At 76.3% G+C, this 12,143-nt stretch carries 13 protein-coding genes; 7 read left to right on the top strand and 6 right to left on the bottom strand.

The features are described 5' to 3' along the window. Positions 1 to 10: 10 nt before the first annotated feature. A complete protein-coding gene (locus tag I4I82_RS32750; protein WP_218593442.1) occupies positions 11 to 451 on the bottom strand; it encodes a hypothetical protein in 441 nt (146 codons plus the stop codon). A 148-nt stretch (positions 452 to 599) separates the two neighbouring features. Next, on the bottom strand, positions 600 to 1,328 hold the full coding sequence (locus I4I82_RS32755) for a hypothetical protein (protein ID WP_218593443.1): 729 nt from the start codon (positions 1,326 to 1,328) through the stop codon (positions 600 to 602). 260 nt (positions 1,329 to 1,588) lie between these two features. Between I4I82_RS32755 and I4I82_RS32760 the strand changes: the two genes are divergently transcribed. Further along, complete coding sequence (locus I4I82_RS32760) at positions 1,589 to 2,596, top strand: LLM class flavin-dependent oxidoreductase (RefSeq protein WP_226370394.1); 1,008 nt, start codon at positions 1,589 to 1,591, stop codon at positions 2,594 to 2,596. Beyond that, positions 2,593 to 2,964: a nuclear transport factor 2 family protein gene (locus I4I82_RS32765; RefSeq protein ID WP_218593445.1), complete on the top strand. Its 372-nt coding sequence runs from the start codon at positions 2,593 to 2,595 to the stop codon at positions 2,962 to 2,964. The genes I4I82_RS32760 and I4I82_RS32765 overlap by 4 nt, the downstream gene beginning before the upstream one ends. A gap of 9 nt (positions 2,965 to 2,973) precedes the next feature. On the opposite strand, the gene I4I82_RS32770 is transcribed toward I4I82_RS32765, so the two are convergent. Beyond that, a complete protein-coding gene (locus I4I82_RS32770) occupies positions 2,974 to 3,162 on the bottom strand; it encodes a hypothetical protein (RefSeq protein WP_218593446.1) in 189 nt (62 codons plus the stop codon). A 107-nt stretch (positions 3,163 to 3,269) separates the two neighbouring features. Next, the gene (locus tag I4I82_RS34585; protein ID WP_267461587.1) at positions 3,270 to 3,689 is read right to left on the bottom strand and encodes an alpha/beta hydrolase family protein; all 420 of its coding nucleotides are present in this window, start codon (positions 3,687 to 3,689) and stop codon (positions 3,270 to 3,272) included. A 404-nt stretch (positions 3,690 to 4,093) separates the two neighbouring features. On the opposite strand from I4I82_RS34585, the gene I4I82_RS32780 reads away from it, so the two are divergent. From I4I82_RS32780 to I4I82_RS32790, 3 genes are all read left to right on the top strand, one after another. Continuing rightward, entirely contained in the window at positions 4,094 to 6,427 is a 2,334-nt protein-coding gene (locus I4I82_RS32780) for a transglycosylase domain-containing protein (protein WP_226370395.1), read from the top strand. A 105-nt stretch (positions 6,428 to 6,532) separates the two neighbouring features. Then, complete coding sequence (locus tag I4I82_RS32785; protein ID WP_172161979.1) at positions 6,533 to 6,745, top strand: hypothetical protein; 213 nt, start codon at positions 6,533 to 6,535, stop codon at positions 6,743 to 6,745. Positions 6,746 to 6,774: 29 nt separating this feature from the next. Beyond that, the gene (locus tag I4I82_RS32790) at positions 6,775 to 7,920 is read left to right on the top strand and encodes a DUF3500 domain-containing protein (protein ID WP_218594159.1); all 1,146 of its coding nucleotides are present in this window, start codon (positions 6,775 to 6,777) and stop codon (positions 7,918 to 7,920) included. A 10-nt stretch (positions 7,921 to 7,930) separates the two neighbouring features. Here I4I82_RS32790 and I4I82_RS32795 read toward each other — a convergent pair whose 3' ends face one another. After that, a complete protein-coding gene (locus I4I82_RS32795; RefSeq protein WP_218594158.1) occupies positions 7,931 to 8,569 on the bottom strand; it encodes a nucleoside/nucleotide kinase family protein in 639 nt (212 codons plus the stop codon). After that, positions 8,566 to 10,914: a SpoIIE family protein phosphatase gene (locus tag I4I82_RS32800; RefSeq protein ID WP_218594157.1), complete on the bottom strand. Its 2,349-nt coding sequence runs from the start codon at positions 10,912 to 10,914 to the stop codon at positions 8,566 to 8,568. The genes I4I82_RS32795 and I4I82_RS32800 overlap by 4 nt, the downstream gene beginning before the upstream one ends. 47 nt (positions 10,915 to 10,961) lie before the next feature. On the opposite strand from I4I82_RS32800, the gene I4I82_RS32805 reads away from it, so the two are divergent. Further along, a complete protein-coding gene (locus I4I82_RS32805; protein WP_372451538.1) occupies positions 10,962 to 11,351 on the top strand; it encodes an MmcQ/YjbR family DNA-binding protein in 390 nt (129 codons plus the stop codon). 25 nt (positions 11,352 to 11,376) lie between these two features. Continuing rightward, a complete protein-coding gene (locus I4I82_RS32810) occupies positions 11,377 to 12,138 on the top strand; it encodes an alpha/beta fold hydrolase (protein ID WP_218596374.1) in 762 nt (253 codons plus the stop codon). Positions 12,139 to 12,143 lie beyond the last annotated feature (5 nt).

Genomic DNA, 12,143 nt, shown 5'->3' on the forward strand with positions numbered 1-12,143 from the left:
TTCGGAGTGCTCAGCGCCCGGCGTTGGCCGGGAAGAACGCCTGGTCGCCCGGGCTCGGGCGGCCGGCCTTCACGCCGGGAGCGGCCATGTAGAACTGCTGCTCGATGACGCGCAGGTCGCGGCGGGCCATGGCCAGGTTGGCCTGGGCGCGGTTGAGCACGAGGTAGAAGAACAGCTTCTCCTCGTTGTTGCCGTGGATCGGGCGGATGAGGTGGTACTGCGTGTCGAGGGTGATGAGGATGTCCTCGATGCCCTCGCGCAGGCCCAGCTTCTCCATGACCTCGAGCTTGGTCCGGACGACCTCGCTGTTGCCCGGTGCGGCGACGTCCAGGTCGAACTCGGGGCTGCCGCCGCGCGAGCCGAGGGTCATGCCGCTGTCGTAGTCGACGATGGCGGCGGCGAAGGCGCCCTTGATGTTCGCGACCATGTCGAGCGAGTGTTCAACGTTCATTGCCGAGCCTCCAGGAAACCAGAATCCGGTCGACACGGGGGTTTGCGACCGTTACCCGTCAGGGTCCCCCGACCGTAGCGCGCCGACATTTCCGGGCGCACCGCGGTCCCCCTTTTCGCGATTGTCGGAAATGATCCGTGACGGACCGTCACCGCATCGATCGCAGGCCCGCCAGGAGTCGGCGCATCGTGCCCACGTCGTCGGCCCAGCGGGGTGCGGGCGCCGCGGGCGGCCCCACCTCGTGCGGAACGGGTGGCTCCGGCCGGGGCGGGGTCCCCGCCCGCGGCACGGGGAGGACGGCACCCCCGCGCGGCTGCGGCACGGTGGCCCGTGCGGCGGGCACGGAGAGCGACGACGTCCCGGGCGAAGCCAGCGCCGGCCAGCGCGTCCGCACCTGCGGTGCGCGCGACGGCGCCGGTGGGATGGCCGACGGCACGCGGCGCGGGAGCGGCGCTCGCGCCGTCGGCGGCGGGGACTGCGGCATCGCCGCAGGTGCGGGTGCCTGCGCTGGTGGAGCCCCCTGGGCGGGCGGGCCGTCCTCGAGCCGGACCTGCGCGAGCTCGCGCCGGGCGACGGCCAGGTTGGCCCGCGCGCGGTCCAGGCACAGGACCAGCAGCAGCGGACCGAGCCCGGGGGCGTCGACCGGGCGCACGAGCCGGTAGGACCGGCGGGAGGTGACCATCAGGTCGTCGAGCTCGTCGTCGGCGGCGGCGAGGAAGTCGGCGGCCGACCGCGCCCAGCGCACGACGACGGCCGGGTCGACGGGCTCCGCGCCCGTCTCGGCGAGCAGCTCGTCGCCCGTCCGCGCGGCGGCGCAGGCGTACGTCGCACCGGGAATCTGCAGCAGTTCCCGGAGGACGGTGTGGATCGTGACCAAACGGGTTCCCTTCCGGAGTCGGGAATTGTTCCACGCCTTTCCGGCGGCCGGTACGCGGCACACGGACCCGCTTCCGTTGTAGACCATTCACACCAAGCGCGAGACAACCGGTCGGCCTACTGTTCCTCGCAGGATCCGTAGTCCGTTCGCGATCAGCGCTGTTCACGGCCCGTGTCCGGGCGCACACCGCGTGCAGACGGCACTGCGCCGAACGGTCCTGCGGGAAGAAGGTCCGGGCCCCGTGGGTTGACCCGTGTGTGGTGCCTCTCTCCGTTCTCGACCTCGTCCCCGTCGGCTCCGGCTCGACCCCCACCGCCGCGCTGCGCGCCAGCACGGCGCTCGTGCGGCGCGTCGAGGAGCTCGGCTTCCTCCGCTACTGGGTGGCCGAGCACCACGGCATGCCGGGCATCGCCAGCTCGTCGCCCGCGGTGCTCATCGCCCACCTCGCCGCGGCGTCCTCGACGATCCGCGTGGGCTCGGGCGGGGTGATGCTGCCCAACCACCAGCCGCTGGTGATCGCCGAGCAGTTCGGCACGCTGGAGGCGCTGCACCCGGGCCGCATCGACCTCGGCATCGGCCGCGCCCCCGGCACCGACCAGCGCACGGCGCGGGCCCTGCGCCGCGGCACCGGCGCGCTCGGCGCCGACGACTTCCCGGAGGCGCTCAGCGAGCTCGCCTCCTACTTCCGCGGTGAGGGCCCCGTCGTGGCCGTGCCCGCGCACGGGCAGCGGCCGGCGATGTGGCTGCTGGGCTCCAGCGGCTACAGCGCGCAGGTCGCGGGCCTGCTCGGCCTGCCCTTCGCCTTCGCCCACCACTTCAGCGGCGAGAACACCGACGCCGCCCTCGCGCTCTACCGCGAGACGTTCCGGCCCGGCGTCCTCGAGCAGCCCTACGCGCTGATCGCCGCCTCCGTGCTGGCCGCCGACACCGACGCCGAGGCCCACCGGCTCGCGATGCCGGGCGCGCTGCAGTTCCTGCGGCTGCGCCAGGGCGACCCCGGGCTCGTGCCGACGCCGGAGGAGGCCGCCGCGTACCCGTACTCCGACCAGGAGCAGGCGTTCGTCGAGGACCGGCTCGCCGGCCAGATCATCGGCGCGCCCGACACCGTGCGCGACGGCGTGCGCGCGCTGGTCGAGCGCACCGGCGTCGACGAGCTCATGGTCGTCACCGGCGCCCACGACGGCGCCGACCGCCTGCGCTCCTACGAGCTGCTGGCCGGGGCACTGGCGCCGGAGATGTCGGGGGCACCGGGCACGATGGCGGGATGAGCGATCCCGTCTCGGCCTTCCGCGACGCCGTCCACTCCGGTGACGTCGACGCGGCGGTGGCGCTGTTCGCGCCCGACGCCGTCTTCCACTCCCCCGTCGTCCACAAGCCCTACGAGGGGCGGGAGGCGTTGCGGGCGATCCTGCGCGCCGTCGTCACGGTGTTCGAGGACTTCTCCTACACCGGTGCCTACGCCGACGGCGACGACGGCGGCGTGCTCGTCTTCACCGCCCGCGTGGGCGACCGCGCGCTGCAGGGCGTCGACATCCTGCGCACCGTCGACGGCGTGCTCACCGAGCTCACGGTGATGGTGCGGCCCTACTCGGCGGCCACGGCGCTGCGCGAGCGGATGGCCGCGCTGCTGACCTGAGCCGCGTGCTCAGGCCACCGAGTGCAGGGGGCAGTCGCAGACCGGCGTGAGCGTGGGGCGCGCCGGGACGCGCATCCGGGCGACGTCGACGGCGGGGTCCTCGTGGTCGGCGCGGGAGATCACCGCGCCCAGCACCGCCGCCACCAGGACCGCCGCGGCCATCCACAGGAGGGCAGCGCCCAGCACCCACACCAGCACGCCGCACTCCCGACCCCGACCGGCGCGACCGGCCCCGGGTCGCGCGACCAGCATGCGTGCTCGGGGCGCCCGGCGCCATAGTCCATTGTGCGCAATCCACTCGCGCTCTACCGCGCTGCGGAGCGCTCCGCGACGGGCCGGCGCGCGTGCACGGCCGAGAGGAACCGGTGCAGCGGCGAGGCGCTGAGCCGGCGCTCGGTGTCGTCGGCGAAGCGGGTGCCGGTGATCGCGCGCTCGACGGTGCCGTGCAGGCCGTGCTCGTCGACGGAGAAGGCGTGCACGCCGTAGACCGGCACGGCCGCGACGACGGAGGTGTCGGCGTCCTCGAAGCCCGGCTGCAGCGCCGGGTCGCCCGCGGTGACCGCCGCCGGCGACGCCGGGTGCCCGTCTGCCGAACCGCCGCTGATCGCGACGAACGCCGGGTCGCCCCCGTGATCGGCGATGTGGGCGTGCACCCAGGCCAGCGCGCGCTTGACGTCGACCCCCGTCCCGGGCCAGCCCGCCGTGAGCCCCAGCCGGTAGTCCACCGCGACTCGTCGCCCCGCCGGAGCGGCCCCTGAACGGGCTCGCGGTGGCGGCGCTGCACGACCTGCGCCGTGACGCGCCCGCTCCGCCGCCGCCTTCGACGCCGCGCTGTCCGGCCGTCGGCGAACGACCCGCCGCGCACCACGATCGCCCCCCGGGCGACCGGTTCCGGCCGTTCCCGTGCCTGACGCAACGCGCACGACCACTGGGCCGGACGGCGCAACGCGCTCACGCACGGTCGCCGGGGAGCGGCGCGTCACCGGTACGGGGCGCGACACGCGTCCCCTCATCGGGTGATCTCCGCACGCCGCCCGCACCGCGCGCGGGAGGTGACCCGTTGGGGGGATGGACCCTCCGGCGCACCGGAGCGGTGACGGACGAGCGCGATGGCGGGCGGAGGTGGGCGGTGTCGGGAGCGCACACCGTCGTCTCCCCCCGGCGGCGGCCGGGCGGGCGCCGCCGGGCCGCGGGCTCCGAGGTCGGCTGGTGGCAGCCGCCGACCCGCCGCCGCGCCGCCGCGCAGGACCCCGCCCGTGCCGACGGCCCCGGTCGCCGGCGGGCCGCACCGGGCCGCGCGGGGGCGCTGCTCGGCCGGCTGACGCGCCGCGGGGGCGGCTCGCAGCACCGCAGGCCCGCCACCCCGGAGGAGCGCCGCGCGCAGCGGCTGCGCCTCGTCCGCCGCACGGCGCTGGCCGGGCTCGCCGCCGTGCTGCTCGGCCCGCTGCTCGCCTTCGGGCTCGGGTGGGTGTTCTTCTCCGTGCCCAGCCCGGCCGACGCCGTGACCAACCAGGTCGCGCTGGTGTCCTACGCCGACGGCAGCCGGCTCACCCGCCTGGTGCCCGAGGAGGGCAACCGGATCGCGGTGTCGGTGCAGGACGTGCCGCAGCACGTCCGGAACGCCGTGCTCGCCGCCGAGGACCGCACGTTCTACTCCAACCCCGGCTTCGACCTCACCGGCATCCTGCGCGCCGTCTGGAACCAGGTCCAGGGCGGTTCGGGCGGCGGGTCGACGATCACGCAGCAGTACGTGAAGAACGCGCTGGTCGGGGACGAGTACTCGCTGTGGCGCAAGTACAAGGAGGTCGTGCTCGCCGTCAAGATCTCCCAGGAGCGCACCAAGGACGAGATCCTCGGCGACTACCTCAACGCGATCTACTTCGGCCGCGGCACCTACGGCATCCAGTCGGCGAGCCAGGCCTACTTCGGCAAGCCGGTGCAACTGCTCGACGCGAGCGAGGGCGCCCTGCTGGCCGGCGTCATCCAGTCGCCGTCGCGGTGGGACCCGGCGCGCAACCCGGAGCGCGCCGCCGAGCGCTGGGACTTCGTCCTCGACGGGATGGTGGCGCAGGGCTGGCTGGACCCGCAGGAGCGCGCCGACGCCCTGTTCCCGGCGACCGTCGAGCCGCGCCGCGGGCAGGCGGGGGTCCCCGCCGACGCCAACGGGCACGTCGTCACCGCCGTGACCGCGGAACTCGACGCGCTGGGCATCACGTCCGAGGACCTCGCCCAGGAGGGCCTGCGGATCACCACGACGATCGACCCCGAGCGCCAGCAGCAGGCCGTCGACGCCGCCCACGCGGCGCTGGAGGGGCAGCCGGAGGACCTGCGCAGCGCGATGGTCGCGGTCGACCCGCAGACCGGCGGGATCCTCGCCTACTACGGCGGTGACAACGGCCTGGGCCTGGACTACGCCCGGGTGCAGCGCCTGGCCGGGTCGACGTTCAAGCCGTTCGTCGTCCTCGCCGGGCTGCAGCAGGACCCGCCGATCGGTCTCGGGGAGACCTTCGACGGCGAGGAGGTGCCCGGGCTGCGCAACGCCGAGGGCGCCGACTGCGACCGTTGCGACCTCAAGCAGGCCATGACCGTCTCCAACAACGTGGTGTTCAACAGCCTGGCCAAGCAGGTCGGGCCGGAGAACGTCGCCGCGGCCGCGCGCGCCGCCGGGATCACCGCGCCGCTCGACGACCCCAACGAGGGCATCGCGCTGGGCAACAAGGAGATCAGCGCGCTCGAGCTCGCCTCGGCCTACGCCACGATCGCGGGGGGCGGGGTGTGGCACCAGCCGCACCTGGTCAGCGAGGTCGTCACGGCCGACGGGCGCGTGCTGTTCGCCGCGGCCACCGAGGGCGAGCGCCGGTTCCCCGAGCGGGTGGCGCGCAACGTCGTCGAGTCGATGCTGGAGGTCGCAGACCAGGACGGGCTGACGCTGCCCGACGGGCGCCCGGTGGCGGCGAAGACCGGCACCGTCCAGTCGCACTTCGACGGGGAGAACAACGACGCCTGGATGGCCGGGTTCACGCCGTCGCTGTCGACGTCGGTGTGGGTCGGCACCGACATGAACACCCCGATCCGGACGGCGGGCGGCGAGCCGATCAGCGGGAAGACGCTGCCCGGCGAGGTGTGGCAGGAGTTCATGGGCGAGGCGCTGGAGGCGGCGCCGGTGGAGACGTTCGCGCCCTACCGCCCCATCGGCGAGGCCGCCTCGGACGCGCCCCCCGGCGTCGACCCGGAGGCCACGCCCACCCCGACCCCCACGCCCGAGCCCGTCGTCGAGCCCACCCCGGAGGTCCCGCCATCGGCGGAGGCTCCCCAGGACCCGCGGCCGGCACAGCCCGGCGACCCGGCCACGACCCAGGAGCCCGACCGGGACGGGGGGGGTGAGGGCCTGCTGTTCGGCGAGGACGACCCCGCCCCTCCCCCGACCACGAGCCAGGACTGCAGCATCACGCCCTGCGGCTGACGGCGCGTCCCCTGCGCGGCGCATCGCGTTCCGCGGAACGCACCCGCACCCACCACCGGCCGCAGACCCGTGTCCCAGCGCCGCCGCCGGGCTACCGTGACCCGTGTGGACGCCGCGCCGCCCGTACGCACCTTCGAGGTCCTGGCCTGGCCGTCGGACCGGCGGATCGTGCTCTACGTCCCGGAGATCGAGGCGGCCACCACGGTGCTGACGATGACCGGCGCCGAGGACGCGGCCCGCTCCCTCATCGCCGACCTCACCGGCCTGGCGCCCGAGGAGATCGGATGTCGCATCGGGGCGGGCCGCCCCCGGCCCTGAACCCGGCGGATCCGACGTAGGGTCCCCCCGTGGTCACCGCCGATCCCGCCCGTGACGTCGCCGAGCGCTCCGCCACCGCCGCCGCCGCCTGGCTCGACAGCCTCGATCCGGCGCAGCGGGCCGTCGCCACCGGCGCCGTCCCGGGTCCGGGGCCCGAGGACGCCGAGCGGCTGCGCTGGTTCTACACACCCACCGACCACGGCGGGCTGACGGTCCACGACCAGCGCCCGGCCCAGCAGCGCCGGGCGATGACGCTGCTCGCGAGCGGGCTGTCCGAGGCCGCCTACACGACCCTCGCCGTGGTCATGGGCCTGGAGAACGTGCTCGACCGCACGGAGGGCTTCGCCGCGACGTTCTCCCGCGAGCGCGGCCGCGACCCCGGCATGTACTACCTGCGCGTGTTCGGCGAGCCCGGCGGCGCGGCGCCGTGGGGGTGGCGGTTCGGCGGGCACCACGTCTCGGTCAACGTGCTCGTGGTCGACGGGCGGGTGGTCGCCACGACCCCGCTGTTCCTCGACGCCGACCCGGCCACGTCCCCGCTGCTCGGGGGCGCGTCGCTGCGCCCGCTCGGCGCCGTCGAGGACCTCGCGCGCGACCTCGTCCGCTCGCTGCCCGCCGACCTCGCCGCCCGCGCGGTGCTGCTGCCGCGCGCACCGTCCGACATCGTCGGCGCCAACCGCACCCGCGTGGCCCCGGGCGACCGGGTCGTCCCGCTGGCCGGGGTGTGGCGCGGGCCGTTCCCCGACCCGGCCGAGCAGGCCCGGCTGCAGGCCATGAGCGACGGCATCGACGACGCCGCCGGTCTCGACGACACCGACCACGCCGCCGTGGCGCTCACCGACGAGCCGAAGGGCGTGCCCGCGTCGGCCTTCGACGCCGGGCAGCGCGAGGTGCTGCGGACGCTGGTGGCGAGCTACCTCGACCGCGTGCCCGAGGGCCTGTCGCCGCTCCCCCGCTACGCCGACGACGCCGCGCTCGACGCCGTCCACCTCGCCTGGGCCGGCAGCACCGCGCCCGGCGAGCCGCACTACTACCGCCTGCAGGGCCCGCGGCTGCTGCTGGAGTGGGACAACACACAGCGCGGCGCCAACCACGCCCATTCCGTGTGGCGCGACCCCGAGGCCGACTTCGGCCTCGACGTCCTGGCCGGGCACCGGGCCGCGCACCACGGCTGAGCCCGCGGTCTCAGGAGACGGACACCACCAGGTCCGCCCGCCCCCGCGACGCCTCCACCAGCGCCGTGTTCGGGTCGTCGACGGCCGCCACCCACGCCGCCGCCCCCTCGGGCGACTTGCCGAACTCGACGTGCCGCGCGAGGAGCCGCTGGCGGCGCACGGCGTCGTCGTCCACGGCGCAGAACCACGCCTCATCGAGCTCCGCGGCCACCTCGCGCCAGATCGGGGCGTCGAGGAGCAGGTAGTTGCCCTCGGTCAGCACCAGGCGCGCGGCGCGGGGCACCGGGATCGCCCCGGCGACGGGCTGCTCGAGGTCGCGCTCGAACTGCGGCGCGTAGACGACGTCCTCGGTGCGCGCCCGGATCCGGCGCAGCAGCGCGAGGTAGCCGCCGGCGTCGAAGGTGTCGGGGGCGCCCTTGCGGCCCGACCGGCCCAGCCGCGCGAGCTCGACGTCGGCGAGGTGGAACCCGTCCATCGGGACGTGCGCGACGGCGTCGGCGCCCAGCTCGGCCCGCAGCGCGGCGAGCAGGGCCGTCACGAGCGTCGACTTGCCCGCGGCCGGGCTCCCCACGAGACCCAGGACGGCGCGGCCGTCGGCCGGCACGAGCGCCAGGGCCCGCGCGACCAGCCCGTCGAGGGGCGCGGTCACGAGACCCGCACCGCCAGCACGACGATGTCGTCGTCGGTGTCGGCGGCGGTGTCGCGGACGAGGTGGTCGCAGAACTCGCCGAGCGGACGGTGGGCGTGTGCGCGCACCAGGGCGAGCAGCTCGGTGCCCGCGCGGTCGTCGGGGTCGCGGCGCCGCTCGACGAGGCCGTCGGTGTAGAGCAGCAGGGTGGCGCCGGGCGGGAGCGCGACCTCGGAGTCGCCGCGCGGCGCGTCGGGAGCGACGCCCAGCACGGTCCCGACGTCGCCGGACAGGAACCCGGGCTCGCCGCCCGCGGGCACCAGCACCGGCTGCGGGTGCCCGGCGTTGGACCACCGGAACACCGCGCCGCCGTCCGGGCGGCGGGCGACGTGGCCGTGCACGAGCGTCGTGAACCGGGTGACGGCGAGGCGGGTCGCGACCCGGTCGAGCGCCGCCACCGCCACCGACGGCGGATGCGCGCCGTCGGCGAGCGCGCGCAGCATCGACCGCAGCTGGCCCATGGTCGCCGCGGCCGGGAGGTCGTGGCCCTCGACGTCGCCGACGCCGACGGCGAGGTCGCCCCCGGGCAGGCCGAACGCGTCGAACCAGTCGCCCCCGACGGCGAGGTTGGCGGCGGCGGGGAGGTAGCGCGCCCGGATCTCCAGGCCGGGCACCTCGGGCGGCTCGGTGAGCATCGCGCTCTGCAGCGCCACCGCGACCTGCCGGCTCTGCTGGTACTCCGTCGCCTTCTCCACGGCCGCTGAGGCGCGGGTACCGATCTCGGCGACCAGCGCCAGGTCGTCGGCGGTGTAGCGGGGGCGGTCGCCGGCGCCCAGGAACAGCAGGGCCGCGACGACGACGCCGCCCGACAGCACCGGCGCCACCAGTACCGAGTGCGCCCCGGCCCCGGCCGCCCAGGCCTCCACCTCGGGGCCGGTCGCGGACGCCGCCACCTCGTCGAGCACCGGCGTGGCGTCGCGCACGCACCGGGTGACGGGGTGGCGGGCGTCGAACAGGAAGCGGGGGTCGGCCGCCGGCGGCTCCGGCAGGCCCGGCGCGGTGCGCGACAGCGCGCGCCGGCCGGTGACGCCGCGGGCGCCGGGGCGCTGCGGATCGACCAGGTACACGCGGCACACGTCGGCGAACTCGGGCACCAGGACGTCGGCCAGGGCGGCGAGCTCGCCGTCGGGCTCGGTGGCGGTGCCCAGGGCCAGCGTGGCGCGGGCGAGCAGGTCGAGGCGGTCGCGCGCCCGCACGGCGTCGTCGATGTCGGTCTCGGTGCCCACCCACTGCACGACCCCGCCCTCGCTGCGCACCGGGGCTGCGCGCGTGCGGAACCAGCGGTGGTCGCCCGCGGCCGTGCGCAGCCGGTGGACGTGGGAGAACACCACGGCGGGGTCGGCGGCGACGGCGCGGGTCCAGGCCGTGCGCGAGGCGTCGCGGTGGTCGGGGTGCACGGCGTCGAGGAAGCCCCACCCGCGCATCTGCAGGACGGACTGGCCGGTGATCGCGCGCAGCGCGGGGGCGTCGCGCTGGGCGCTGCCGTCGGCCTCCCGGACCCACACGGCGGCGCTCGTGGCCTCGACCAGGCTCTGGTAGCGGTTCAGCGCGAGCTCGCGCTGGGCGGCGACGCGGGCCAGCTCGCGGCGGTCGCGCTCCGCGGCGGTGACATCGACGATCACGACCCCGCAGCCGGTCAGCTCCCCGTCGGGCGCGTGCACCGGGTACAGGCTCATCCGCCACTCCTGCGGCGGCCCGGCCCCGTGCCACAGCCGCCCCCGGATCGGCACCGACGGCCGTGCCCGCCCGTCGGCCAGCACCGCGCGCAGGCCGTCGGCGATGGTGGCGCCGACCGCGCCGTGCACCTCCTCGAGGGTCTGCCCGAGCCGCTGGTCGGCGGTGCCCCCGTCGATGTCGAGCACGGCCCCGTTGACGCGGCGGTAGCGCAGCGCGGTGTCGAAGTAGGCCAGGCCGACCGGCGCGCTCTCCCACAGCGCGTCGAGCAGCGCGAACGCCTCGTCGCCCGCGCGGCTGTCGACGACGTCCTGCAGCACGCCGACCACCGCGGCCCCCGGCCCGGCGGCGGGCACGGCGCGGAAGTAGAGCGTGGGGCCGGCGGCGTCCAGGGCCGGGAAGCGGCCGGTGAACGGGCGGCCCGCGCGCAGCTCGTCGACGACACGGGAGATCGTGGGACCGTCGAGCGGGGCGTCGGTGAGCCGAGTGCCCAGCACACGCTGCGCGGACCAGCCGGTGAGCAGCGCGGCGCGGCGGTTCCAGACCCGCACCACGTCGTCGGCGTCGAGCGCGAACACCCCGACGGGCAGGTGGTCCACGACCTCGGCGCAGAGATCGTCCGGGCGCTCCACGGGCCGCATCGTAGGGCCGCGGCGGGGGCGGTGCGATGCTGGGCGCCGTGAACGATGTCCTCGACCGCGTGCGCGCGCTGTGCACCGCCCTGCCGGAGGTGGGCGAGAAGCTCAGCCACGGTGAGCCGACGTGGTTCGTCCCGGCGACGCGCCGCGGACGCACCTTCGTGTCCTACGCCGACCACCACCACGACGACCGCGTCGCCTTCTGGTGCGCCGCGCCGCCCGGCGCGCAGGAGGAGCTGGTGGCCGCGGCGCCGCAGCGCTACTTCCACCCGCCCTACGTCGGGGGGCGCGGCTGGGTCGGGGCGTGGCTCGACGGCGAGCCCGGCACCCCTGCCGGCCCCGACTGGGACGAGATCGCGGAGATCGTCACCGACGCCTACCGGACCGTCGCGCCGGCCCGCCTGGCCGCGGACGTCGCACCGCCGGGCTGACGGGCCCGTCGGCTACGTTCGGGCGGTGTCCGACCTCCCCACCGTCGCCGTGCCCGGCGGGCGTGTCGAGTTCGACGACGTCCCCGGTTCCCCCTCCCTGGCCCCCCTGCTGTTCCTGCACGAGGGCCTCGGCTCGGTCGCGCTGTGGCGCGGCTGGCACCGGCGCGTCGCGCAGGCCACCGGGCGCCGCACCGTCGCCTGGTCCCGGCTCGGGCACGGCTGGTCCGACCCGCCGCCCGCCCCGCGCGAGGTGGGCTTCATGCACGAGGAGGCCGCCGTCGTGGTGCCCGCGCTGCGGGAGGCGCTCGGCCTGGCCGACCCGGTGCTCGTCGGGCACAGCGACGGGGCGTCGATCGCGCTGCTGCACGCCGCGTCCGCGCCCGTCGGCGGGCTGGTGGTGCTCGCGCCGCACGTGTTCACCGAGGCCTTCGGGCTCGTCGGCGTCCGGGCCGCCCGCGACGCCTTCGACGGCGGCGACCTGCGCACCCGGATGGCCCGACGCCACCGTGACCCCGACGTCGCCTTCCGCAACTGGAACGACGTCTGGCTCAGCGACGCCTTCCGCGAGTGGGACCTGCGCCCCGCGCTGCCCGGGATCACCTGCCCGGTGCTGGCCGTGCAGGGCACCACCGACCCCTACGGCACGCTCGCGCACGTGGAGGCCGTGCGCGACCTCGCGACCGGGCCGGTGGAGCTGCTGGTCCTGGACTGCGCGCACGCCCCGCACCTGGAGGCGCCGGAGGCCACGACCGACGCCGTGCTGCGGTACCTCGGGGCCCGTCCCTAGGACTG

Source organism: Pseudonocardia oceani, from assembly GCF_019263585.2.
GTDB classification, from domain to species: Bacteria; Actinomycetota; Actinomycetes; order Mycobacteriales; family Pseudonocardiaceae; genus Pseudonocardia; species Pseudonocardia oceani.

Coding starts and splice junctions, on each gene's coding strand:
- I4I82_RS32750 (WP_218593442.1), bottom strand. CDS start 451: ATGAACGTTGAACACTCGCTCGACATGGTCGCGAACATCAAGGGCGCC.
- I4I82_RS32765 (WP_218593445.1), top strand. CDS start 2,593: ATGAGCGATCCCGTCTCGGCCTTCCGCGACGCCGTCCACTCCGGTGAC.